We start from the raw sequence: 23,714 nt of genomic DNA, 5'->3' as shown, positions 1-23,714 counted from the left end.
CCGCTGGCAATCGCCGGCGGCTTTTTCAGTTCAGGCCGATTTTGGCAGCCAGGGCCGGAGCGCTGCCGGAAACGAATCCGGTGGCATCAGACGCAAAAGCATCCGCAACGAATAGATCCCGCTGACGAGCACGATCACGCCACCCAGGACGGTCGCCTGCCAAAGCGGCAAGAGCTGGAACGCACCGAAAACCACGGCGGAAGCAGGCAGGAAGATCAGGCTGAGCTTGATATTTTCACGCGACCAGCGAAAATCGGTTAGTCGGCGCACAATCAGGTAGATCAGGATGTTATGCCAGACATAGAGCCCGAAAAAGGCCATGCCTGCCCCGATAAAGCCGAGCCTCGTGACCAGCAGCCAGGCAAGGCCGACATGCACGATTGCAGCCGCTACCTCCGTCCAGAAATAGATCTTCTGCGCTCCCTTCGCCAGCACGATGAACCCCATCGGCCACGCCACCAAGCGCAGCATCATGCCGAGGCAAATCCAGCGCAGCAGGTCGACGGCCGGATAGAACTCAGGTGAGTAAAGCAGCCTCATGACCAGCGGCGCGAGCGTGAGCGTCGCCACCACGCCTGGACCGGCGAGCAGCATGCTGATCTGCGCCTGCTCATTGACGAGGCGGTTGCATTCAGCGTGATCGCCCGCAACCGCTGTCAGGCGTGGATAGAAATCGGTACCCATGGCCTGCAGAATGAACCCGGCATAGAGACCACCGAGAGCCCATGCCGCCTGATACAACCCCGCAGCCGCAACACCATCTTCCCGCAGCACGATGATGCGGATCGCGTAAGCAGCACCCACGGTCAGAAACCCGCTGACCATGAAGACAAAACCCAGCTTCAGAAGGGCAGCTGTCTCCTGGCTCATCTGCGGCAGCGACATGGTCTGCGCGTTGATGTGGATTTTCCGTGCATACCACCACGATGTAAGGATCGTGATGCCGGCCGTGGCAACCAGCGACGGCACGATGCCCTGCTCGCCGAAGAAATAGACCATCGGTATGCTGATGACCGTGCTGCATAAAGCTGCAAACATGTTGATGCGGGCAAGGTTTGCGATCTGCCGCATGCCCTGTATCAGGGCGATCTGTCCCGCCGACACGAGCCGGAAGAAGATCGCCACCGACAGGAGCAGCACGCCTGCCGTGTGCTGGCTATCGCCGAAAGTGAACTCGGCGATCGGCAGGGAGAGGGCTGCAAGAAGCGCCGCGCCGGCCAATCCCAGAACGATGGATATCCGCCTCAGCACAATGGCCGTACGCGCGATCCTGTCGGCTTCACCGGATCCTACCGATTCGGCGATCTGGCGAACGCCGCTGGCCTGGATACCGAGGCCGGCCAGATTCTGCGCAAGGTCGGCTATGGAATTGTAGAGCCCCATCAACCCGACACCGCCGGGACCGAGAAGCACCGCCATGGCCTTGTTGCGGATTATCGCAAACAGGATGTTGACGACGGACGAGCCGCCGATCAGGGCCGTCGACTTCAGGATCTGGGTGTAGGATTGCCCGGACCCGGATGCAGCAGTTAAAGCCATCGAGTTGCTTCAGCCCCCGGTTCCGTGACGCATGGGTTTGAATTCGTCATGCCGCCCTGCGGGGATCAGGCGTTTTACGACCATATCGACGCTGTCCTGCCAGGCCGGCGCGCGCCAGCCGAAAGTCTCTTCGAACTTGTCGGTCGAAAGGCGTGAGTTCAGCGGACGCCTGGCCTTTGTCGGATAATCGGCGCTCGAAATCTCACGCACCGATGCGAACGGCCCGCCGGCGATGCGGCTCGTGCGGAAAATGTGGCTGGCAAAGCCCGACCAGTTGATCTCACCCGTCCCCGTCAGATGGTAAACGCCGTAATTCTCTCTGATCGGGCGCGAGGCAATTCGCAGGATCGCATCGGCGATATCGAGAGCGGATGTCGGGTTTCCCCACTGATCCGAAACCACGGAGACAGCGTCCCTCTCGCCAGCGAGCCTGAGCATCGTCTTGACGAAATTCGCACCAAACGGGCTGTAGACCCAACTGGTCCGCAGGATGATGTGATGCGGCGTAACGCTCGCGATCGCATGCTCGCTCTCGAGTTTGGTGTATCCGTAGATGGTCTTCGGGACGGCGTCGTCATCTTCCCGGTAAGGTCGGTCGCGGTCGCCTGAAAAGACATAGTCCGTCGACAGATGGATGATCGGCACGCCTATCCTCGTCGCCGCCTCGGCAACGCTTGCTGCCCCGATCGCGTTTACCACATAGGCGAGTTCCGGCTCGTCCTCGGCACGGTCGACGGCGGTATAGGCAGCGGCCGACACGATCAGATCAGGCTTTGCGGCGGCAATCGCGCGTCTCACCGACAGGGGCTTTGCCAAATCGAGCTCGGGGCGGCCGATCGTAATCAGTTCCACGTCCGGCATCTGCGCCGCTCTTTCAACGAGGCTGCAGACCACTTGGCCCTGAGTGCCGGTGACCAGGATTCTCATTGCGCTGCCACCAGACGGCCGAGACGTTCGCCGGCATAGCTGCCGTCGCGGATCGGCTTCCACCACCAGGCATTTTCGAGATACCAGTCGATCGTCCGCGACAGGCCAGCCTCGAAGTTTTCCTGCGGGCTCCAGCCCAGTTCGCGCTCTATCTTTGCCGCGTCCATTGCATAGCGGCGGTCGTGGCCGGGCCGATCGGAGACGAACGTTATGAGGCTTCGGTAGGAGGCGCCGTTGCGGCGCGGCCGCTTCCTGTCAAGCAGATCGCAGATTGTCTCGACGACGCTGAGATTGGTGCGTTCGGCCCTGCCGCCGATATTGTAGTTTTCGCCGACCTTGCCCTTCGTTGCCACCAGGGCAAGAGCCCTCGCATGATCCTCGACGTGAAGCCAATCCCGGACGTTGCCGCCATTGCCGTAGACGGGCAGGGGCTTTTCCTCTAGCGCATTCAGGATCACCAGCGGAATGAGTTTTTCGGGGAAATGAAACGGCCCGTAATTGTTCGAGCAGTTGGTGACGACGATCGGCAGGCCAAAGGTATGATACCAGGCGCGGACCAGATGATCGGAAGCGGCTTTCGACGCCGAGTAGGGTGATGACGGCGCGTAGGGCGTCTCCTCGGTGAACAGGCTGGTATCGAATGGCAGGTCGCCAAACACTTCATCTGTCGAAACGTGGTGGAAGCGAAAATCGGCGACCGCATTTGCCGGAAGCTCACGCCAATAGGCGAGCGTTGCCTGAAGCAGCCGGAAGGTGCCGACGACATTCGTCTCCACGAAAGCGGCCGGACCGTCGATCGAGCGATCGACATGCGTCTCGGCGGCGAGATGGATGATGCGGTCGATATGCTCGGCACGCAGGATTTCGGCCACGACCGCGTCATTGCAGATATCGGCCTGTATGAAGCGATAGTTCGGAAAGTTCTCGATCTGCCGCAGCGAGGCGAGATTGCCGGCATAGGTGAGCTTGTCGATATTGACGACGCGATTTCGCGGATCCACCACGAGATGGCGGCAGAGTGCCGAGCCAATGAATCCGGCGCCGCCGGTCACGAGAATATTCATGGTCGCTCGCCTCGTTTCACTACGCGAAAACCTCCGCATGCCTCAGCATTGGCGCCTTGCGGTCTTTGTCGGACAGTTGAAGTTCGGATGCGGCCAGGGGCCATTCGATGCCGATCTCGGCATCGTCGAAACGGATCGAACGATCATGCTCGGCGGAATAGTGGCTGGTCACCTTGTAGATGACCTCAGTGTCCGGCTCGAGCGTCAGGAAGCCGTGAGCGAAGCCCTTCGGCACGAGGATCTGGTTCCATTCCCGTGCGGAAATCTCGATGGCAACCCATTTCGCGAAGCTCGGCGAGCCTCTGCGGATATCCACGGCGACATCCAGTATCGCACCCTTCACCACGCGCACCAGCTTGTCCTGTGCATAGGGCGGCATCTGGTAATGCAGCCCGCGCAGCACGCCCTTGGCTGCCGAATAGGAATGGTTATCCTGGACGAAATTCAGCTGTACGCCGTGCTCGCCGAGCCGCTCGGCATTCCACGTCTCGGAGAAGAAACCGCGGTCGTCGCCAATCCGGCGGGGCAGGATCTCCAGCACGCCGTCGAGCCCCAGCGGTCTGACCTCGAGACTCATGCCGCGTTGTCCTCGACCAGACCGTTACCGTTGTCATCCTCCACCAGACGCCGGAGGTAAGAAGCATAAGACGTCTTTCCGAGCTGGCAGGCACGCTTCAACACCGCTTCCCGGCTGAGCCAGCCCATGTCCAGCGCAATTTCCTCGGGGCAAGCGATCTGCACGCCCTGGCGGCGCTCGACGGTACGCACGAAGGATGAGGCATCGTGCAAGCTGTCGTAGGTGCCGGTGTCGAGCCAGGCATAGCCGCGGCCAAGCTGGCAGACGTTCAGTTCACCCCGCTGGAGATAGATGTTGTTGACCGTGGTGATCTCAAGTTCGCCGCGCTCGGAAGGCTTGATCGATGCGGCGATGTTGACCACGTCGTTGTCGTAGAAATAGAGGCCGGTAACCGCCCAGTTGGATCGCGGATTGACCGGCTTTTCCTCGATCGTCAGCGCTCTGCCTGTAGATTTTTCGAAACTGACGACGCCATAGCGTTCCGGATCATCGACGTGATAGGCAAAGACCGAAGCGCCCTTTTCTCTCGCCGCCGCTTGCTGGCAAATGCGCGGCAGACCATGGCCAAAGAAGATGTTGTCGCCGAGGATCATCGCAACATTGCCATCGCCGATGAAATCGCGGCCAATGATGAAGGCTTCCGCCAGCCCGTTGGGATGCGCCTGCTCGGCATAGGAAAGTTTGAGCCCGAAATCCGAACCGTCCCCCAGCAGCGCCTGGAAGCAGGGCAGATCGCGCGGCGTCGAGATGATCAGAATTTCCCGGATGCCGGTCAGCATCAGCACGCTCAATGGGTAATAGACCATCGGCTTGTCGTAGATCGGCAGTATCTGCTTCGACACCGCAATGGTGAGGGGATAAAGCCGCGTACCGCTGCCTCCCGCCAGGATTATGCCCTTCATCTCGCCCCCATCTTAACGTTCCCGCCTCTGTGACGTTGCTTGCCTCAAGACGAAGAAAGCTGTTTCGCCGGCCAGTGATCCGCCCGGATCATTGGCTTCTTGCCTGTTCCGATTTTGTATCGTTTGCCGAAGGTGCATTGAGGCTGGCGGCGGCCGGTTCGGAAGATGCCGGCGCCTGTTTGTTGTAGGTCACCTTGAGCACATCGCCCGGCAGGAGGGTGGTCGCCTCCGACACTTGGATTTGCTTTGGCTCTCCACTGCCGTCCTGTCTTGTCACCGAGAACTCGATAAGGGTCGGCTCGCCGGGGCGGGGTGCATTCGAAGCCGAGGCCAGCGTGTCGAGAAGAAGCCTCTGGGCCACGTCCCGCTTCAACCTGAGCTGGTCAAGGTTGGCCTGCTCCTTCTGCAGCTCGGTGGCCACGTCGGTCTGCTGCTGGTCGCGAAGACCTTCCAGGCTGCGCGTTGCCTCCGTGATGCCCTGACGGGCCCGCATGATCGCGGTCACCTGGTCGAGACGGTCGGCGCGGAACCCGGCCAGCGCACGCTCGAGATCCGATCGCCGCGAGACGATTGCCACGCCCTTGTCGACGAGAACCTTGACGCCGACGAGCTCGTCTTCAGCGCTCTTGATGTTGAGATCGGCGCCCTTGATCTTTTCCTGGAGAACGTTGATTTCGGCGTCCAGGAGATCGCGCAGTTCCGACAGTGATTTCGTCTGCCGATCAAGCGCATTGGCACGCGCCGAAAAGATGATCTTTTCCTGACCGAAAATCTCCGCAGCAGCCCTGCTCTCGCTGTTCCCGAGCGGTGGCTGCGGAAACTTTATTTCCGTCGTCCCGGACATTTCCGCTTCCAGACGGGCGATGCGCGCCATGCAACGCAGGATGTCATCGTCCACGCCCTTCAGTTCCCCGACGAGCTTGATCTCATCCTGGGAATGCGCGTCCGAGCGCAACTCGCCTCCGCTCAGCGCCAGCGCCTGCAGCACCGTCATTCCAAGCCTGAACTGGTACTGGCCCGGCTTCGTGACATCGCCGACCACATAGACAGGCGGGTATTCGACAATCTCGACCGTCGTGTCCGGCTTGTTTACCAGGCCGATTTTCGATTGAAGCCGTGTGGCGATTTCCTCGGCAAGGCCGCTCGTGCTCAGATTGCCCACCGGGATCGAGCCGATCACCGGAAGAAGAACCGTACCGGCCTGCGAAACGATGAACTCTCCACCGAGTGCGCCCCATTGCTGGTACTCACCCTTGGTCGGCATCCACTGCACCACCGTGAGACGCAGTTTTGTCTGAGGCGCCAGTTCGCCGTTTTCGGCGCTGGCCAGACTCGTCCAGCCGACGGCAAAAGCAACGCCGACGGCAAGCACCTTGCGGAAGCGGCTCAATTGAATCGTGCAGTGCACAGCCATTAACAACTCCAACCCGCTGGCTGAAACTTGATCTCTAGGTTTCCGCTCAACGACCAGCCTCGCCAGGTCGACGAGGCTTGTTCAGCAGGGTTCAATGTGCGGAGTTCTTGTGAAGTTGAGAAGAGGAAGCCTCGGTCTCAGACCTCATACATCTTGATACATCACGTCGAGAAAGGGGGAGGCCTGGAGTGTCTGCTATCGATCCTAAGTATTTTCCTGCAGCACAGCCTAGCCAGTTTGGTCTGAATGAGGGGTACTGGCTAACACGATTGGTGGAGGCACTCGGGATTGTGCCGTCGCTCGCTACCCCATTTGAGCTAGTCAGGGTGATAGGGTCTGCTGGACGCCCTTTTGCAGTGCCGGAAACAGCTCAATTGCGGCACAAGCTTGCCAGGAACCTGGATCTCTCAGGATTTGCCGACCGATACCGTAGTCTGCGGTGGCGTAGCGACCGTTGAGAGTATAACCATGACGAAACAGATGGCAGTGACCGTATTGGCTAGTTCATTGGGATGGCATCTGGCTGCCCTGTGCACATGACAGCCCCACCAACCGAGGGAGTGATGGCTATGCCGCTCAATTTCCCCCGAACACAGCCAAGCGCCGGTTTCGGATACCAAATTGATTAGAAGAGTAGGCCTCCGTCGGTTTTGAGTATTTCCAGATACCGCTTTAGCACTATGAGTTGAAGCCAAATTTCAGCACAAAAACAACGGTGTCTGCCCTAGTCCGTCCGGTCTATATTTTTTAGATTACCGTTTCGCTATACGATTTGATCAGTCACCTGAACGGAAACTTACTTAGAGGCTCAGGATGCGCTGGTGGTACTGCAGATGTCTCAAATGACCCAACTGTTGAAAATGGATACAGAGGACGGCTCCATAGTTGCCAGCGTCGCACGCGTCGAGGCGGAGCAAGGATTGCGTCGTACTCTTCTCTTCGTAACGATGCCGGGTTCAGTGGCCGATTGCCTGCTCTATGCCATTGAGCGGGAATTGCCCTGGCTGGTAATAGAGCGGGTCGAGCATATACAAGCGGCGTGCACGAAGTTTGCGCATCCGGTATCGCTTGTCCTGATTGATCCTGAGCACGTGAAGGCGGCTGAGGATGCAGCCATGGACATCTCCCGGCTTCATCCATTGGCCCTGACGGCGGTGATGGAGCTCGACAGTCACAATCCTTCATGCAGCTTTCCCGAGATTTTCGAGTCCAAGCTCATTCGCGGCGTCCTGCCGATGGATCTGAAGCTCGATGTATGGCTGTCCGTCATCAGGTTGATGTTACGTGGCGGTGAATATTTCCCGACCGGCTTGTTCCATTCCTACGCGGACAAGTTCGTGCGGAACCCGACCGCTCGCCCGGCGAACGGCTCGGCATCGCCCGCAGCAAGAAACATCTCGGAAGACGACCTGTCGGATCTGACAAGCCGTGAGATCGAGATATTGGAAATGGTCTCGCGCGGACTGCAGAACAAAGCCATCGCCGCAGCTCTCGGGCTGTCGGAGCACACAGTGAAGATTCATCTTCACAACATCATCCGGAAACTTGGCGCCCACAACAGAACTGAAGCGGCTGCCCGGTTCCACGACTATCACAAGCCGGCATCTCGGCCGCGCTAAAACCAAGGCCTGTACAGCACCTGGATCACGGCGCCGTTGATTTTCGGATGGAAATTCCGGGATCGAGGCTGGCCGTGGCAATTCCGTGTCTGGCTTAATGCGTCTCCGTATCGATAATCGCGATACTCGACTAATCTTGTCGATGGACATTGAAGACCAGACGTTTTCGAGCCTGGGCAGATGATCCGGTTATCCGCTGTTGCAAAGAACGGAGAACGCCATGTCAGAATTCACGATTTCCCGGCGCGGGGTACTTGCCGGCTCGGCCTTCCTGCTTGCTTCAACCGCACTGCCCGGTGTTCTCCGGGCGCAGGAGGCGAAGAAAGGCGGACGGCTGATCGTCGCCGCCGATTCAGAACCGCGTAATCTCAATCCCGCAATTGTCGCTTCCAACGGCGTCTTCTTCGTCGCCAGCAAAGTTGTCGAGCCGCTTGCCGAAGCCTCCTTCGAGGGCAAGGATGGTCTCGACCCTCGTCTGGCCACCAGTTGGGAAGGCTCCGCCGACGGCCTGACGGTCACCTTCAAGCTCCGCGAAAACGTCACCTGGCACGATGGCAAGCCATTCACCTCGGCAGATGTTGCTTTCTCGGCCTTGCAGATATGGAAGCCGCTGCAGAACCTTGGCCGCGTCGTGTTCAAGGACCTCGAAGCCGTCGACACGCCCGACGAGCACACCGCGATCTTCCGCTTCGCCAAGCCGACACCCTTCCAGCTCATCCGCAACGCGCTTCCTGCTCTGACCAGCGTCGTGCCGAAGCACATCTATGAGAAAGGCGAGATCGCCGACAATCCGGCCAACACCGCTTTGATCGGCACCGGCCCGTTCAAATTCGCCGAGCACAAGCCGGGCGAATATTACCGGCTCGAACGCAACGACAAATACTGGGGTGAGGGCGAGCCGCATCTCGACGAGATCGTCTATCGCGTCCTGCCCGACCGCGCTGCTGCTGCCGGCGCGCTGGAGGCCGAAGAAATCCATCTCGCCGCCTTCTCGGCCGTACCGCTTGCCGATCTGGAGCGCATTTCGAAAGTGCCGGGCATCGAGGTAATCTCCAAGGGCTATGAAGCCCTGACCTATCAGCTCGTCGTCGAGATCAATCATCGCCGCAAGGAACTCGCGGATGTGAAGGTAAGGCAGGCGATCGCACACGCCATCGACAAGGATTTCGTCGTCAAGACGATCTTCCTCGGTTACGCCAAGGCGGCCACCGGTCCGGTGCCACAGAACGATCCGCAGTTCTATACCAAGGATGTGCCGACCTACGCTTTCGACGTCGCGAAGGCCAATGCCCTGCTCGACGAAGCCGGCTACAAGCGCGGTGCCGATGGCACGCGGTTTGCGCTGAAGCTGCTGCCGGCTCCCTATTTCAACGAGACCAAACAGTTCGGCGACTATCTGCGCCAGGCGCTCGCCGAAATCGGCATCAACGCCGAGCTGGTCAACAATGATGCGGCGGGCCACCAGAAGGCAGTCTACACCGACCATGCTTTCGACCTCGCAGTCGCACCGCCGGTCTTCCGTGGCGATCCGGCGATCTCCACGACCATCCTCGTCCAGAGCGGCATTCCGGATGGCGTGCCGTTCTCCAACCAGGGCGGCTACGTCAACGCCGATCTGGATGCGTTGATCGCCAAGGCGTCCGAGACGCTCGACCCGGAAGCCCGCATCGCCCTTTACCGCGATTTCCAGAAGAAGGTCGCGGAAGACCTGCCGCTGATCAATGTCGCCGAATGGGGCTTCATCACGGTCGCCAGAAACACGGTCAAGAATGTCTCGAACAATCCGCGCTGGGCGGTATCGAACTGGGCGGACACTGTTCTCGAAACGTGACATCATCGGACGTTTCGTCATTCAAGGTCCGTGACAGAGCGTGAGACGTGCATTCATCCTGCTGCGAAGGCGGTTGATCGGCAGCATTCCCGTGCTGCTGATCGTCGTTGTCGGGACATTCCTGCTCCTTGAAGCGGCCCCCGGCGACGCGGTCGATGCCTATATCGGCACGACCGGCGGCGATGCCGGCCTCATCGAAAGCCTGCGTCAAAGCTGGGGCCTGGATCAGTCCGCAGGCACGCGGCTTGCCGCCTATCTCTGGTCCCTCGCGCATCTCGATCTCGGCTACTCCGTCACTTTCTCACGCCCCATCCGCGATGTGATCTTCGAGCGTCTGCCCAACACCCTGCTTCTGATGGGCAGTGCCACCGCGCTCTCTTTCGGGCTGGGATCAACGCTTGGCATCGTTGCAGGTGCCCGGCCAGGCAGCTTTCGCGACCGGTTCCTGTCGATCGGCTCGCTCGCCCTCTATGCCGTGCCGGGCTTCTGGCTCGGCCTGGTGCTGACCGTGATCTTTTCGGTACAGCTGCGCTGGTTTCCAAGCAGCGGCATCGAAACCATTGCCTCCGGCAAGACCGGATTTGCCCGAACGCTCGACATAGCGCAGCATCTTGCTTTGCCGGTTGCCGCACTCGGCGTCATCTATCTCGCGCTCTACCTGCGCATCATGCGCGCCGGTATGGCCGAGGTCTGGCGCATGGATTTCGTGCTTGCCGCCCGCGCCAAGGGCCTCAGCCGCCGTCGCATCGTCATTCGCCATGTTGCGCGCAACGCACTCCTGCCGCTGGTCACCATGCTTGGACTGCAATCGGCGGCGATGCTCGGCGGCAGCGTTGTCATCGAGAGCGTCTTTTCTGTCCCAGGCTTGGGTAGGCTGGCGCAGGAAGCGGTCAGCTCGCGGGATACGCCGCTGCTGCTCGGCATCATTCTCGTCTGCGCCGTTCTGGTCATCGTCATCAATCTTGTCGTCGACATTTTCTATGCCGTGCTCGATCCGCGTGTCGGCGCAAGCGAGGAGGCCGCGTGAGCCTCTTTCACCGCTTCACGCGCTCGCCCGAAGCTATCGCCGGCGCGGTGACACTGGGCGTGCTTGTCATCATGGCGCTCGTTGCACCGCTGGTCTTCCCACGCGACCCGCTTTCTATTGCCGGCCCCGCACTGCTGCGCCCGTTTCAGGACTGGTCGCTGCCGCTCGGCACCGACCGTCTCGGCCGCGACGTGCTCGCCGGCCTCTTTCACGGCGCGCGGACCTCGCTTGCGATCGGCCTTGCGTCGGCCGCCACCGCAATCATCATAGGAACGATCGTTGGAACCTTAGCCGGCTTCATTGGTGGCCTGACCGACGAGGTACTGATGCGCGTCACCGACGCATTTCAGACCGTGCCCGGCTTTCTGCTGGCGCTGGCCTTTGTCAGCGTCGTCGGTCCTTCACTGTTCGTCGTCGTTCTCGCCATCGCGCTCGGCACCTGGACAGGGCCGGCGCGCATCGCCCGGGCCGAAGTGCTTTCCATTCGCGAACGCGACTATGTCGCAAGCGCGCGGGTCATCGGCATGCCTCCGCTGGAGATCGCCTTCCGCGAAGTCCTGCCCAACGCGCTTCCGCCGGTTCTGGCACTGTCGTCGGTCATCGTCGCCGCAGCGATCCTGACGGAGGCGGCACTTTCCTTCCTCGGACTTGGCGATCCCAATCGCGTGACATGGGGCGGCATGATCGCCGAGGGGCGCACCGTGCTGCGCTCGGCGCCATTCCTGTCGATCATACCCGGCATCGCGCTGGTGCTGACCGTTCTCGGCGTCTATCTCGCCGGCGAGGGCGCAGTCGAAACGACTGCCACCCGGCGAGACCGTTCATGACGCCGCGCGTGTCCCTACAAGGGCTCGGGGTAAGCTACCGCCGCGATGGAACCGAGGTCGAAGCGTTGCGCGACATCTCACTGGAAATCCGACCAGGCAAGCGGCTGGCCATCATCGGCGAAAGCGGTTCAGGCAAGAGCACTCTCGCACTCGCTATCGCCGGGTTGCTTCCGGCTTCGACAAGGATCGAGGGCCGCATCGACTGGCCCGAGCTTGGGCGCGTGCCGCAGAACGGACGTGATATCGGTTTTGTTTTCCAGGATCCGGCGTCCAGCCTCAATCCGGTTTTGAGCATCGGCGAGCAGATTGCCGAGGTCGCCTATACCCATCTCGGCCTGAACTGGCGGCAGTCATATAAGCGCGCGGAAGAACTTCTCCATCGCGTGCACCTGCCTGATCCTGCTTCCGCCCTTTCCGCCTTTCCGCATCAGCTGTCCGGCGGGCAGAGGCAGCGCGTCGCAATAGCCGAAGCGATAGCCGCCAGGCCAGCCTTGCTGATCGCCGACGAGGCGACCAGCGCGCTGGATACCATCGTTCAAGCAGAGATCGTCAAACTGATCCAGGAGCTGATCGCACAGGATGGCATGTCGCTGCTCTTCATCAGCCACGACATCGCGCTGGCGTCCGAAATCGCCGACCGCATCGCTGTCTTTCGCTATGGACGCCTGGTCGAAATCGGCGACACCGACGCGATCATCACAGCACCGGCGGAGGCTTACACGCGCCAGCTTCTGGACGCCCATATGGGCCTCGATGTCGTACCTCTGTTACGGCGCGCAGACGCGAGACGGCCTTCATGACGGAGCCGCTTCTTGTCGCGTCCAACTTGCACAAGCGTTTCAGCCGTAACGGCAAGACCGTTGTCGCTCTGGACGATGTAAGCTTCGAAATCGGGCAGGGCGAGACGCTGGCGCTGGTCGGCCCCTCCGGCAGCGGCAAGTCGACGGCGGCCCGCACCATTCTGAGGCTGGTCGAACCCGAGGCCGGAAATATCCATTTCGAAGGCGAGGACTTTCTCGCCCTGCATGGCGCCGAGCTTCGTGCCAGGCGGGCGAGGCTGCAGATGGTCTTTCAGGACCCGCTTGCCGCTTTCAATCCGCGCGCCACGGTCGCGCGCGTGCTGGACGATCCGCTGCGCATTCATGATCTTGCCGCTCGCCCCAACCGCCCAAAAATCATCGCCGCGCTGCTTGAGCGGGTTGGTCTGAGCCCGAACCTGCGCGACCGCGCCATCCATGAAATCTCCGGCGGACAGCGTCAGCGCGTAGCCATCGCCCGGGCGCTTGCGACGCGGCCCTCGCTGATCGTGCTGGACGAAGCCGTTTCCGCTCTGGACGTCTCGGTCCGCGGACAGATTCTCGAACTTCTCCTTGATCTGCAACGCACCGAGAACATCGCCTATCTCTTCATCTCCCACGATCTCGGCGTCGTCCGCTCGATCGCTCATCGCGTTGCGATCATGGATGCGGGCAGGATCGTTGAAACCGGAAATGCCGCTGAAGTCGTCGCCAATCCGCAATCCGAAATCTGCAAGGCGCTGGTTGCCGCCACACCCAAACTCTTGCGCCGCACCTGAAAGCGGCAGTGCGAAAGCACGACCTTGCGGTTGCGGCTCGGTTTCCTGTTCATCAGCGGCTGCCAACGTGATAACCGAACAGAATGGCACAGAAGAAAGCACACGAAGTCGATTCCTGGCTGGCGCGACCCAACCCGCAGACCGCCATCGTCCTGCTTTACGGTCCCGATCGCGGGCTCGTCGCGGAACGTGCGCGTGCCTATGCCGCGCGAACCGAACTGCCGCTCGACGATCCATTTTCCGTGGTCCGCCTCGACGGTTCGGAAGTCGACAAGGACGAAGGACGCTTGCTCGATGAAGCGCGCACCGTGCCGATGTTCTCGTCGCGCCGGCTGTTGTGGGTCCGCAACGCTACCGGCCAGAAAGGCCTGGCTGATGATGTGAAGGCATTGTGCGCCGAGCCACCGCGCGATGCCATCATCCTGATCGAGGCCGGCGAACTGAAGAAGAATGCGGCCCTGCGCACGACTGTCGAGGCCTGCGATTGGGCCATGGCACTGCCTTGCTATGCCGACGAAGCCAAGGGCATCGACGCGGTTATCGATGAGGAGATGCAGAAGGCCGGGCTGTCGTTGACGCTCGAGGCACGGCAGGCTCTGCGGCGCAATCTCGGTGGCGACAGGCTCGCTTCGCGCGGCGAGGTCCAGAAGCTCGCGCTTTATGCCATGGGCCGCAAGCAGGTCGAGCTTGAGGACGTCAAGGCGATGATCGGCGACGTCTCCGGCCTGTCCTTCGATGACGCCGTCGACGCCCTTCTTGAAGGAAAGATCGAAGAGTTCGACGCCGTCTTCACGCGCCATGCCTTGACCGGCAGCCAGTCGTTCCTGCTTCTGGCTGCCGCGATGCGGCAGTTCCAGGCGATCCATCTCATGCGCGGTGCAATGAACAATGGCGCGCGCAACGCGGCGGCAATCGTCGCCAATGCCCGCCCGCCGATCTTCTTTTCACGGCGCAAGGTCGTAGAGAACGCGGTGGAGCGCTGGAGTGGCGAGGCGCTTTCGCGTGCACTGGCCCGGCTACAGGAAGCAGTTTTGCAGACACGCCGTCGGCCCGACCTCTCCACAGCCATCGCAAGACAGGCGCTATTGGGCATCGCCGTGGAAAGCGCACGCCTTTCCCAGCGCGCACGAGCACGTAATTAGCCGGCTAATCTATATCAGAAAACTGAATAAAATCAGTGCTTGAGACGCCGGCACAGATCGTCGAGCTGCTCGAGCGTACGATACGCAATCCGCACCTCGCCGCCCTTGTTTTTGTGCTGAATGCCAACCTTCATGCCAGTCACGTCGGAAAGAAGCTTTTCCAGCGCCAGCGTATCGGCATCCTTTTCGACCGGCGTGGAAGCCTTTGTTTCATGCAGGGTTTCAGCAGGCAACTGCGCCAGAGCCTCAGCCTGCCGAACCGACAGACCTTCCTCGACGATCCGCTTGGCAAGACCGGCAGGATCGGCCGCACTCACCAGCGCACGTGCATGACCGGCCGATAAGGCACCGTCAACCAGCATGTCGCGGATTACATCCGGCAGCTTCAGCAGCCGCAGCGTGTTGGCGACATGGCTGCGGCTCTTGCCGATGACCTGGCCGAGATCGGCCTGCGTATAGCTGTGATCGTCGATCAGCTGCTGGTAGCCAAGCGCTTCCTCGACCGGGTTGAGATCCGTGCGCTGCACGTTCTCGATGATCGCCAGCTCAAGCGCCGTGCGGTCGTTGACGTCACGCACGATCACTGGAATTTCAGTCAGCCCGGCACGCTGCGCCGCGCGCCAGCGGCGCTCACCGGCTATGATCTCATAGCGGCCCTGCTGGCCAACGGCAGGACGCACGACTACCGGCTGGACGACGCCATGTTCGCGAATGGACTGCGCGAGATCAGTCAGTTCGGCTTCACCGAAATGACGCCGCGGATTCTTCGGGTTCGGCGTTACGAACTCGATCGGCACATGCCGATCCGAAAACACCGGTTGCTGCGCTGGCGTCGCGGGCTTGTCGATTTCGCCTATGAGGGCAGCCAGTCCGCGTCCAAGCCGTTTCTTCGAAAGATCTTCACTCATCACTTTTCCAGATTATTTCGATATCGAATCGTTTCACGCCGCACGCAATTTGCGTTCCTGGCGAATGACTTCGGAAGCGAGTTGCAGATAGGCCTGACTGCCCGAGCACTTCAGGTCGTAGAGGATTGCCGGCTTGCCATGGGAGGGCGCTTCCGAAACGCGAACGTTCCGGGGAATGACGGTTTCATAGACCTTTTCGCCCATATGCGCGCGCACATCCTCTACCACCTGATTGGCGAGATTGTTGCGGCCGTCATACATCGTCAGCACGATGCCCTGGATCGTCAGCGAGGGGTTGATCGATTGGCGAACCTGTTCGACCGTTTCCAGCAACTGGCTGAGACCCTCCAATGCAAAGAACTCGCATTGAAGCGGCACCAGCACGGAATCGGCCGCAGCCATGGAGTTCAGTGTGAGCAGGTTCAGCGACGGCGGGCAGTCAATCAATACGTAGGAAAACTTGTTTGTGCGCTCGGCAGAAGCGCGAACCGCATTGCGCAAGCGCAAGACGCGATCCGGCGCCCCGGCGATTTCCATTTCCACGCCGAGAAGATCGAGCGTCGAGGGGACGATCGATAGTCCAGGCACCGCGGTCGGCACCGCAGCCTCATCCAGCGTCATCGCCCCTGTCAGCACATCATAGGACGATACGCTTCGTTCTCGGCGATCGATACCCAACCCGGTGCTGGCATTGCCCTGAGGGTCAAGGTCTACAATAAGAACCTGCTCCCCAATCGCGGCAAGCGCGGTCGCCAGATTGATCGCGGTGGTCGTCTTGCCGACACCACCCTTCTGGTTTGCTATCGTGATTATGCGGGGTCCGGTCATCATGATCATTTCTGTAATGAACCTATCGCCCATTTCATTTTAAACCCGGCGCAGATTCCGTATTTCAAGAACGACGCTCTGCGGATCGACTACACTTTGATGTTCTATCAGGTCGAACACCCACAGTTTAGCGCTTTCTTCGATCTCAGCGCGGTAATCCCGCCCTTTGTGAAAAAGAGCCTTGGCGCCGCTTGTAAGCCAAGGCTCGGCAAGACCTAGAAGCACACCCAACGGGGCAAGTGCCCTGGCCGTGACCACCTCGACGTCGCGGATCTTATCATAAGTGTCTTCGATTCGCTTGGCATGGATACGCGCCGGCAATCCAAATTCACCGACAATCGCCTGCAGGAACGAGGTTTTCTTGCGATTGCTTTCCACAAGATCGATCTTGGCGCCTTTTCGCTCCATAAGCAGAAAGCCCATCACAAGGCCGGGAAAACCGCCTCCGGAACCCAGATCAACCCAGTTTTTCGCTTCGGAATCAAGCCGCGCGAGTTGGGCGCTATCCAGTACATGCCTGTTCCAGGCATCGTTCAGCGTGGAAGGCGCCACGAGATTTATTCGCTGCGCCCATCTTCGGAACTGAGCTTCAAAGGACAGTAGACGCTCAAAGGTTTCACGTGAAACAGGACCTGCCACACGCTGAAGAACTTCAAATGCTTCAGAAGTCACGCCGCCCCCTTGCTTAGCGGGCTGTTTCCGGCGTGGCGAATGTGAGAGACGATTATAGCCAGCGCTGCCGGAGTCATTCCATCTATCCGCTGTGCATCCGCGACAGAGCGCGGCCGCCTTTCGCGTAGTTTCTGCTTAAGCTCGTTTGAAAGGCCGGGTACGCTATCGAATCCGAGATCGGAGGGGATCAGCCGCTCCTCTTCTCTACGGATCTGTATTGCGTCGCTGTGCTGACGATCCAGATAAACCGCATACCGCGCTTCTATCTCAAGCGCCTCGGCGGCGCCGGAGTCTACTTCCCTGAGCTCCGGCCAAACCACTGCCAGGCGATCAAGCGTCATGTCGGGATACGAAAGAAGATCATAGGCCGATCTGCGGACACCGTCCATGTTTACGATCAAACCATGCCGGCGCGCCTCATTCGGTGTCACCTCTATGGATTGCGCCAAGGTGCGGGCTCGCGCAAGCGCGTTGGAGACAGCTCCAAAACGGCGTGCTCGATCGTTGCCGACAATACCCAGATGCAAACCTTTCGGTGTCAATCGCTCATCAGCGTTGTCCGCACGAAGGGAGAGCCGAAACTCCGCCCGCGACGTAAACATTCGGTAGGGTTCGCTGATGCCACGGCTGGTAAGATCGTCGATCATCACGCCGATATAGGCTTCGGTTCGGCTGAATATGACTTCGCCACCGCCCGAGGCTTTCCGTGCGGCGTTCAATCCCGCAACCAGACCCTGCGCAGCAGCTTCCTCATAGCCTGTCGTACCGTTGATCTGACCGGCCAGAAACAGACCACGTACACGCTTGGTCTCAAGCGTCTGCTCCAGCTCGCGCGGGTCGACATGGTCATACTCGATCGCATAGCCGGGCTGAAGCATAACCGCCTTTTCCAGGCCCGGAATCGTTTTCAGCAGTTCCAGCTGGACATCTTCAGGCAAAGAAGTCGAAATACCGTTGGGATAAATGGTGTCATCATCCAAGCCTTCCGGCTCAAGAAATATCTGATGCCCCTCACGATCGCCGAACTTGACGATCTTGTCTTCGATTGACGGGCAGTAGCGTGGACCGATCCCTTCGATCGATCCCGAGTACATTGCGGATCGACCAAGATTCTTTCGAATGACATCATGAGACTGCGCCGTTGTGCGCGTAATCCCGCAATCTATCTGGCGGTTGACGATCCTCTCCGTCATCAAGGAGAACGGCACCGGCTGATCGTCCGCTGCCTGCATGTCTAGCCCGGACCAGTCTATCGTCTTTCCATCCAGTCGGGGAGGCGTTCCGGTCTTCAGCCGGCCCAGGCGGAAGCCTGCTCTGGTCATCGTCGCTGACAAACCTACTGACGCCTGCTCATTCATACGGCCAGCTGGGAACTTTCGTTCTCCGATGTGGATCAGGCCACGCAGGAACGTACCGGTCGTGAGTACGACGGCACTACAGCGAAGCTCGCGGCCATCCGCCAACTGTACCGCCTTGATACTTCCATCTTCTATATCGAAGTCGAAGACCTCACCTTCGATAACCGAAAGATTGGGCTGCTCCTGAATCGCTGACTGCATCGACAGCCGATAAAGCTTGCGATCGGCCTGTGTCCTGGGGCCACGAACTGCTGGCCCCTTCTTGCGGTTGAGAAGCCTGAACTGGATGCCGGCCGCGTCGGCCACGCGTCCCATCAACCCGTCGAGCGCATCTATTTCGCGAACCAGATGGCCCTTGCCGAGACCGCCAATCGCCGGATTACAGGACATAACCCCGATGGTATCGGCGCGAAGCGTGACCAATACAGTCTTCGCACCGGCGCGCGCCGACGTGCTTGCGGCTTCACAGCCGGCGTGCCCACCGCCAACAACGATTACGTCGTAGCTACTGTCCATTGCATTGCTCCAGAATGCGGAAACCCATGTTTGCATTCGGTCATCATGTCAAGGGAAGAGACGCGTTCGCGCAATAATGTTTCACGTGAAACAGGGTTCTCCGTCTATGAGGGGTGTTTCACGTGAGTCACGCGCCGGCATATGTTTCACGTGAGTCACTTCCCTATACAGAACTGCGAGAATATCACATCCAGAAGGTCCTCGGGATCCACGGCGCCCGAAATTCTGCCCAGGCGATCGGATGCAAGGCGAAGATGCTCGGAGCGAAGCTCCAGGTCCGCCGCCGGCAGGCTTCTGCAGCTTCGCAGGAAATCCGCCGTCGCGCCCAACAATTCCACGTGCCTTTGCCTGGATGGCAGCACATCGCCCGTAGAGCCAATCTCGGCGGCCGCTCGATCGGAGAGGAGCGCAAGCAGCGCATCGATCCCTTCACCGGTCTCGGTTGAGACAAGAAGATCATAGGCACTATCTCTAATATCATCCTTTGACAGATCAGCCTTCGTGCCGATACGAATCGAGCCGGCGGGTATCTCGTCAGGCGCAAGGCGCTGGGGATCCCCAAGGTCCTCCAGATAGAGCACAGCATCGGCAGCGGATATCTTTTGCCGCGCCTTTTCGATGCCGATCAACTCGACCTTTCCGGATGTCTCGCGAATGCCAGCCGTATCGGTAAGCCGCACTTTGACACCGTCCAGTTCGAGCGCGACTTCCACAAGATCGCGGGTCGTGCCGGGTTCGTCGGTGACGATCGCCACGTCCCGTCGGGCCAAGGCATTAAGAAGGCTCGATTTTCCAGCGTTCGGTGCCCCGACTATCACCACATCATAGCCGTCCCTGATGATCTCGGCTTTTCGAAAGCCCTGCAGATGTCGTTCAATCTCTTCGATCATCAAATCGATATCGGCCCAGACCGCTGACGAAACCGATTCCGGTACATCACCTTCGTCGGAAAAATCCATCTCCGCCTCGATCATGGCTCGATCGTGGATCAAGCGCGTGCGCCAGGCCTGATATAGTTCGCTCTGGCGTCCCTCGCTGTTCAGCACCGCAAATCGCCGCTGCGCTTCGGTCTCCGCTGAGACCAGGTCGGCCAGGGCTTCGGCCTCGACAAGATCAACTTTACCGTTGAGAAAGGCGCGCCGCGTGAATTCACCCGGCTCCGCCTGTCGAAATCCGTCGAGCTCTCCTATGGCCTGTATCATCGCGGAGACCACCGCGCGTCCGCCATGGACATGAAATTCGGCGGAATCCTCGCCGGTGAAGCTCTTCGGGCCGGGAAAGAAGAAGGAGATTCCGCTGTCGAGTACCGAGCCGTCCCGCGACCTGAATTTCCCATAGTGCGCAAAGCGCGGTTTCGGCACGTTTCCGGTGATCGTTTCGAGAGCGAATCGAGTCTTTGGGCCAGTGATGCGGATAATAGCTATTCCGGATGGCAGGTGGCCGCTGGAAAGCGCAACGATCGAGTCCTGGAATATCATTGCCTGCCTTCCTCATGCGCCGTAGGCTTCAAAAAGTCCTCTCGCATCGAATTGTGGTTCCGTGAATCTTCCTGCTGAAAACCTGTTATCGAACGAAACCAGCCCGTACCTACGTCAGCACAGCGGGAATCCCGTGCATTGGCGGGCCTGGTCGCCACAATCTCTGGACGAAGCCAAACGATTGGAGAGGCCTATCCTGCTTTCAGTCGGCTATGCCGCCTGTCACTGGTGTCACGTGATGGCGCACGAGAGCTTCGAAAGCGAAGATGTCGCTGCCGTCATGAACCGGCTGTTCGTCAATATCAAGGTGGATCGCGAGGAGCGGCCCGACATAGACCAGATCTATATGGCCGCCTTGACTGCCATGGGCGAGCAGGGCGGCTGGCCGCTCACCATCTTCCTGACGCCAGACGCGAAACCATTCTGGGGCGGCACCTACTTTCCCAAGGAGCCGCGCTATGGCCGGCCTGGTTTCATCCAGGTTCTCGAGGCCGTGGACAAGGCCTGGCGCGAGAAACAGCAAAGCCTCACCGACAGCGCGGACAAGCTGACGGATCATGTCGAGGCAAGGCTTGCAGCCAACCACGTATCCTCATCTATCGACAGCGCTCTCCTGACAACACTCGCCGACGGCATATTCGGCATGATCGACCATCAAGCCGGCGGCCTGCGTGGCGCGCCGAAATTCCCTAATGCGCCTTTCATGCAGACACTGTGGCTCAGCTGGCTGCAGAATGGAAACGAGATGCACCGCGTCGCGGTTGTCTCCAGCCTTGAACATATGCTGCGTGGCGGCATTTACGATCATGTCGGCGGCGGGCTTGCGCGTTACTCGACAGATGCCGACTGGCTGGTCCCGCATTTCGAGAAGATGCTTTACGACAATGCTCAATTGCTTCGTATGGCCAACTGGGCTTTTGCTGAAACCCGCAACGAGTTGTTCCGGGTACGAATCGAAGAAACCGTTGCCTGGCTCCTGCGTGAAATGAGCGTCGAGGGCGGTGGTTTTGCGTCGAGCCTGGACGCGGACAGCGAAGGTGAAGAGGGGCTTTTCTACACCTGGGACAGAACCGAGATCGAAAGCGTGCTCGGAAACGATTCATCTTTGTTTTTCAATAACTTCGCTCTTGCCTCACCGTCCAACTGGGAAGGCAAGCCGATCATCTGTCAAACGCCGGCGCAGAGTCACGATTCCCTTGCAAACCGCGCTGAAGTCGATGCGATCAAACGCCGGCTTTTGACCGCGCGGGAAAGACGCATTCGTCCCGGCCGCGACGACAAGGTTCTGGCTGACTGGAACGGCCTTGCCATAGCAGGACTTGCCGAGGCCGGCCGCGCTTTGTCTCGCCCAGACTGGATCACGGCAGCTGCAAGAGCCTTTGGCTTCATAGTAGGGCACGCGGACGCCGACGGCCGGCTGCCACACTCCATACTTGGCGACCGCAAGCTCTATCCCGCGCTGTCGAGCGACTACGCCGCCATGGCCAATGCAGCAGTTTCGCTGTTCGAAGCAACTGGAGAGGTCGCCTACATCGAGCGCGCAAGGTCCTTTCTCGATCAGCTTGACCGATGGTATGCCGACAGCGGCAACAACGGCTATTATCTGACGGCATCGGACAGCACCGACGTTCCGATCAGAATCCGCGGCGATATAGACGAAGCGATCCCCTCGGCCACCGGCCAGATCATCGAGGCGATGATCCGGGTGGCGGACGCCGGCGGTGACGTTCAGCTTCAGGAAAAGGCCTGGCGCGTTGCAGAACATGCCACTGGGCGCGCGTCACGCCAGCAATATGGTCAGGCCGGGATCGTCAACGCCTGCGCGCTGGTGATCAGTCCGATCAAGCTTGTCATCGTCGATGATCTGGCTGATCCGAAATTTATTCCGGTGGCGAATCGATACCCGGACCCCAGACGAGTCGACCTCGTCGTTCCCGTTGGCGCCGAATCCAACCTGCCAAGCCTGCCCGGCGGTGCCTATCCGCCAACGACAAAGGCCGGCGCATTTCTATGCACCGGCCCGGTCTGTCTTCCGATTATTACCCACCCTGACGAACTCGAGCAGGCCTTGCGTCCGAGACGATGAACCCGATCAGGTGTTCATCGAGTCGAAGAAATCGGCGTTTGTCTTGGTCTGCTTGAGTTTGTCGATGAGGAACTCGATCGCATCGGTCGTTCCCATCGGCGCCAGAATGCGGCGCAGCACGAATATCTTTTGGAGATCCTGCTTGGCGACGAGAAGGTCTTCCTTACGCGTACCGGACTTGAGGATATCCATCGCCGGGTAGATGCGCTTGTCGGCGACCTTGCGGTCGAGCACGATTTCCGAGTTGCCCGTACCCTTGAACTCTTCGAAGATGACTTCGTCCATGCGGCTGCCGGTATCGATCAGCGCGGTTGCGATGATCGTCAGCGATCCGCCTTCCTCAATGTTACGCGCTGCACCGAAGAAGCGCTTGGGGCGCTGCAGGGCATTGGCGTCGACACCGCCGGTCAGAACCTTGCCGGATGACGGCACCACGGTGTTGTAGGCACGGCCGAGACGGGTGATGGAATCGAGCAGGATGACCACGTCACGGCCATGCTCGACCAGGCGCTTCGCCTTTTCGATGACCATTTCCGCGACCTGCACGTGACGCACCGCCGGCTCATCGAATGTCGAGGAAACAACCTCGCCCTTCACCGAGCGCTGCATGTCGGTCACTTCTTCCGGTCGCTCGTCGATCAGAAGCACGATCAGATAGCATTCCGGATGATTGGTCGTGATGGAGTGCGCTATGTTCTGCAGCAGCACCGTCTTACCGGTACGCGGCTGCGCCACGATCAGGGCGCGCTGGCCCTTACCGAGCGGCGCCACGAGATCGATGACGCGCGGCGAGATATCCTTGGTGGTCGGGTTTTCGACTTCCATCTTCAGGCGCGCCGTCGGGTAGAGCGGCGTCAGATTGTCGAAATGGATCTTGTGACGAATCTTCTCGGGGTCATCGAAATTGATCGTGTTGACCTTGAGAAGCGCGAAATAGCGTTCGCCTTCCTTGGGGCTGCGGATCGGACCCTCGACCGTATCGCCGGTCTTCAGCGAAAACCGCCGGATCTGCGAAGGCGAGATGTAGATATCGTCCGGGCCCGGCAGATAGTTGGCGTTTGCGGAGCGAAGGAAACCAAAACCGTCCTGCAGCACTTCAACGACGCCGTCACCGATAATCTCGATGTCCTGCGCCGCGAGTTTCTTGAGAATGGCGAACATCAGCTCCTGCTTGCGCATGACGCTGGCGTTCTCGACCTCCAGCGTTTCGGCGAACGCAATGAGATCGGTCGGTTTCTTGTTCTTGAACTCCTGGAGTTTCATTTCCTGCATAGACGGACTCTGAATGAGATAAGGGAAAAATATCGGCGAATGCGATGAGCGCCGAGCGCGGTCAAGGTGAAAGTGGGGACGGCGCGTGGCGGGAAGGAAGATCTGTCTTTTATCCGGCTACCCGGCAAAGAGCAAGGTGCCATTTTACGGG

At 59.7% G+C, this 23,714-nt stretch carries 20 protein-coding genes; 8 read left to right on the top strand and 12 right to left on the bottom strand.

Going from position 1 to position 23,714, the window contains the following annotated elements; translation table 11 throughout:
- Positions 1 to 30: 30 nt before the first annotated feature.
- The 6 genes from BM413_RS18620 to BM413_RS18595 all read right to left on the bottom strand — a co-directional run bounded on the left by BM413_RS18620 (position 31) and on the right by BM413_RS18595 (position 6,423).
- Positions 31 to 1,539: an O-antigen translocase gene (locus BM413_RS18620; protein ID WP_091915758.1), complete on the bottom strand. Its 1,509-nt coding sequence runs from the start codon at positions 1,537 to 1,539 to the stop codon at positions 31 to 33.
- A 9-nt stretch (positions 1,540 to 1,548) separates the two neighbouring features.
- Positions 1,549 to 2,466 carry a dTDP-4-dehydrorhamnose reductase gene (gene rfbD, locus BM413_RS18615; protein ID WP_091915756.1) on the bottom strand — a complete coding sequence of 306 codons (918 nt, stop codon included), beginning with the start codon at positions 2,464 to 2,466 and terminating at the stop codon, positions 1,549 to 1,551.
- A complete protein-coding gene (gene rfbB / locus BM413_RS18610) occupies positions 2,463 to 3,530 on the bottom strand; it encodes a dTDP-glucose 4,6-dehydratase (RefSeq protein WP_091915755.1) in 1,068 nt (355 codons plus the stop codon). The genes rfbD and rfbB overlap by 4 nt, the downstream gene beginning before the upstream one ends.
- A gap of 19 nt (positions 3,531 to 3,549) precedes the next feature.
- Entirely contained in the window at positions 3,550 to 4,107 is a 558-nt protein-coding gene (gene rfbC, locus BM413_RS18605; RefSeq protein WP_091915753.1) for a dTDP-4-dehydrorhamnose 3,5-epimerase, read from the bottom strand.
- Positions 4,104 to 5,009 carry a glucose-1-phosphate thymidylyltransferase RfbA gene (gene rfbA / locus BM413_RS18600; protein WP_091915751.1) on the bottom strand — a complete coding sequence of 302 codons (906 nt, stop codon included), beginning with the start codon at positions 5,007 to 5,009 and terminating at the stop codon, positions 4,104 to 4,106. The genes rfbC and rfbA overlap by 4 nt, the downstream gene beginning before the upstream one ends.
- Positions 5,010 to 5,097: 88 nt before the next feature.
- Positions 5,098 to 6,423 carry a polysaccharide biosynthesis/export family protein gene (locus BM413_RS18595; protein WP_091915749.1) on the bottom strand — a complete coding sequence of 442 codons (1,326 nt, stop codon included), beginning with the start codon at positions 6,421 to 6,423 and terminating at the stop codon, positions 5,098 to 5,100.
- A gap of 842 nt (positions 6,424 to 7,265) precedes the next feature.
- On the opposite strand from BM413_RS18595, the gene BM413_RS18590 reads away from it, so the two are divergent.
- From BM413_RS18590 to holA, 7 genes are all read left to right on the top strand, one after another.
- The gene (locus BM413_RS18590; protein ID WP_244537914.1) at positions 7,266 to 8,042 is read left to right on the top strand and encodes a response regulator transcription factor; all 777 of its coding nucleotides are present in this window, start codon (positions 7,266 to 7,268) and stop codon (positions 8,040 to 8,042) included.
- Between the two features lie 220 nt (positions 8,043 to 8,262).
- Entirely contained in the window at positions 8,263 to 9,873 is a 1,611-nt protein-coding gene (locus BM413_RS18585) for an ABC transporter substrate-binding protein (protein WP_091915747.1), read from the top strand.
- Positions 9,874 to 9,913: 40 nt separating this feature from the next.
- Positions 9,914 to 10,900: an ABC transporter permease gene (locus tag BM413_RS18580; RefSeq protein WP_091915745.1), complete on the top strand. Its 987-nt coding sequence runs from the start codon at positions 9,914 to 9,916 to the stop codon at positions 10,898 to 10,900.
- Complete coding sequence (locus BM413_RS18575) at positions 10,897 to 11,727, top strand: ABC transporter permease (RefSeq protein ID WP_091915743.1); 831 nt, start codon at positions 10,897 to 10,899, stop codon at positions 11,725 to 11,727. The genes BM413_RS18580 and BM413_RS18575 overlap by 4 nt, the downstream gene beginning before the upstream one ends.
- Positions 11,724 to 12,527 carry an ABC transporter ATP-binding protein gene (locus tag BM413_RS18570; protein ID WP_091915741.1) on the top strand — a complete coding sequence of 268 codons (804 nt, stop codon included), beginning with the start codon at positions 11,724 to 11,726 and terminating at the stop codon, positions 12,525 to 12,527. The genes BM413_RS18575 and BM413_RS18570 overlap by 4 nt, the downstream gene beginning before the upstream one ends.
- Entirely contained in the window at positions 12,524 to 13,303 is a 780-nt protein-coding gene (locus tag BM413_RS18565; RefSeq protein WP_091915739.1) for an ATP-binding cassette domain-containing protein, read from the top strand. The genes BM413_RS18570 and BM413_RS18565 overlap by 4 nt, the downstream gene beginning before the upstream one ends.
- An 83-nt stretch (positions 13,304 to 13,386) precedes the next feature.
- Entirely contained in the window at positions 13,387 to 14,445 is a 1,059-nt protein-coding gene (gene holA / locus BM413_RS18560; RefSeq protein WP_091915737.1) for a DNA polymerase III subunit delta, read from the top strand.
- A gap of 32 nt (positions 14,446 to 14,477) precedes the next feature.
- On the opposite strand, the gene BM413_RS18555 is transcribed toward holA, so the two are convergent.
- From BM413_RS18555 to mnmE, 5 genes are all read right to left on the bottom strand, one after another.
- The gene (locus BM413_RS18555; protein WP_091915735.1) at positions 14,478 to 15,353 is read right to left on the bottom strand and encodes a ParB/RepB/Spo0J family partition protein; all 876 of its coding nucleotides are present in this window, start codon (positions 15,351 to 15,353) and stop codon (positions 14,478 to 14,480) included.
- Positions 15,354 to 15,386: 33 nt separating this feature from the next.
- On the bottom strand, positions 15,387 to 16,184 hold the full coding sequence (locus BM413_RS18550) for a ParA family protein (protein ID WP_162931536.1): 798 nt from the start codon (positions 16,182 to 16,184) through the stop codon (positions 15,387 to 15,389).
- Between the two features lie 36 nt (positions 16,185 to 16,220).
- Positions 16,221 to 16,853 carry a 16S rRNA (guanine(527)-N(7))-methyltransferase RsmG gene (gene rsmG, locus BM413_RS18545; RefSeq protein WP_091915733.1) on the bottom strand — a complete coding sequence of 211 codons (633 nt, stop codon included), beginning with the start codon at positions 16,851 to 16,853 and terminating at the stop codon, positions 16,221 to 16,223.
- A complete protein-coding gene (gene mnmG / locus BM413_RS18540) occupies positions 16,850 to 18,727 on the bottom strand; it encodes a tRNA uridine-5-carboxymethylaminomethyl(34) synthesis enzyme MnmG (RefSeq protein ID WP_091915731.1) in 1,878 nt (625 codons plus the stop codon). The genes rsmG and mnmG overlap by 4 nt, the downstream gene beginning before the upstream one ends.
- A 155-nt stretch (positions 18,728 to 18,882) precedes the next feature.
- Positions 18,883 to 20,205 (bottom strand): tRNA uridine-5-carboxymethylaminomethyl(34) synthesis GTPase MnmE, encoded by a 1,323-nt coding sequence (gene mnmE / locus BM413_RS18535; protein ID WP_091915729.1) that lies wholly within the window; start codon positions 20,203 to 20,205, stop codon positions 18,883 to 18,885.
- Between the two features lie 61 nt (positions 20,206 to 20,266).
- Between mnmE and BM413_RS18530 the strand changes: the two genes are divergently transcribed.
- Positions 20,267 to 22,291 (top strand): thioredoxin domain-containing protein, encoded by a 2,025-nt coding sequence (locus tag BM413_RS18530; RefSeq protein WP_091915727.1) that lies wholly within the window; start codon positions 20,267 to 20,269, stop codon positions 22,289 to 22,291.
- Between the two features lie 6 nt (positions 22,292 to 22,297).
- Here the strand turns inward: BM413_RS18530 and rho are convergent, their stop codons facing one another.
- Positions 22,298 to 23,563: a transcription termination factor Rho gene (gene rho / locus BM413_RS18525; RefSeq protein WP_091915725.1), complete on the bottom strand. Its 1,266-nt coding sequence runs from the start codon at positions 23,561 to 23,563 to the stop codon at positions 22,298 to 22,300.
- Positions 23,564 to 23,714 lie beyond the last annotated feature (151 nt).

The sequence above is a fragment of the Mesorhizobium sp. YR577 genome (assembly GCF_900116595.1).
Classification (GTDB): Bacteria; Pseudomonadota; Alphaproteobacteria; order Rhizobiales; family Rhizobiaceae; genus Mesorhizobium_M.
This window is presented reverse-complemented; position numbering and strand designations above follow the sequence as displayed.

Coding starts and splice junctions, on each gene's coding strand:
- BM413_RS18620 (WP_091915758.1), bottom strand. CDS start 1,539: ATGGCTTTAACTGCTGCATCCGGGTCCGGGCAATCCTACACCCAGATC.
- rfbD (WP_091915756.1), bottom strand. CDS start 2,466: ATGAGAATCCTGGTCACCGGCACTCAGGGCCAAGTGGTCTGCAGCCTC.
- rfbB (WP_091915755.1), bottom strand. CDS start 3,530: ATGAATATTCTCGTGACCGGCGGCGCCGGATTCATTGGCTCGGCACTC.
- rfbC (WP_091915753.1), bottom strand. CDS start 4,107: ATGAGTCTCGAGGTCAGACCGCTGGGGCTCGACGGCGTGCTGGAGATC.
- rfbA (WP_091915751.1), bottom strand. CDS start 5,009: ATGAAGGGCATAATCCTGGCGGGAGGCAGCGGTACGCGGCTTTATCCC.
- BM413_RS18595 (WP_091915749.1), bottom strand. CDS start 6,423: ATGGCTGTGCACTGCACGATTCAATTGAGCCGCTTCCGCAAGGTGCTT.
- BM413_RS18590 (WP_244537914.1), top strand. CDS start 7,266: ATGACCCAACTGTTGAAAATGGATACAGAGGACGGCTCCATAGTTGCC.
- BM413_RS18585 (WP_091915747.1), top strand. CDS start 8,263: ATGTCAGAATTCACGATTTCCCGGCGCGGGGTACTTGCCGGCTCGGCC.
- BM413_RS18570 (WP_091915741.1), top strand. CDS start 11,724: ATGACGCCGCGCGTGTCCCTACAAGGGCTCGGGGTAAGCTACCGCCGC.
- BM413_RS18565 (WP_091915739.1), top strand. CDS start 12,524: ATGACGGAGCCGCTTCTTGTCGCGTCCAACTTGCACAAGCGTTTCAGC.
- holA (WP_091915737.1), top strand. CDS start 13,387: ATGGCACAGAAGAAAGCACACGAAGTCGATTCCTGGCTGGCGCGACCC.
- BM413_RS18555 (WP_091915735.1), bottom strand. CDS start 15,353: ATGAGTGAAGATCTTTCGAAGAAACGGCTTGGACGCGGACTGGCTGCC.
- BM413_RS18550 (WP_162931536.1), bottom strand. CDS start 16,184: ATGATGACCGGACCCCGCATAATCACGATAGCAAACCAGAAGGGTGGT.
- mnmG (WP_091915731.1), bottom strand. CDS start 18,727: ATGGACAGTAGCTACGACGTAATCGTTGTTGGCGGTGGGCACGCCGGC.
- mnmE (WP_091915729.1), bottom strand. CDS start 20,205: ATGATATTCCAGGACTCGATCGTTGCGCTTTCCAGCGGCCACCTGCCA.
- rho (WP_091915725.1), bottom strand. CDS start 23,563: ATGCAGGAAATGAAACTCCAGGAGTTCAAGAACAAGAAACCGACCGAT.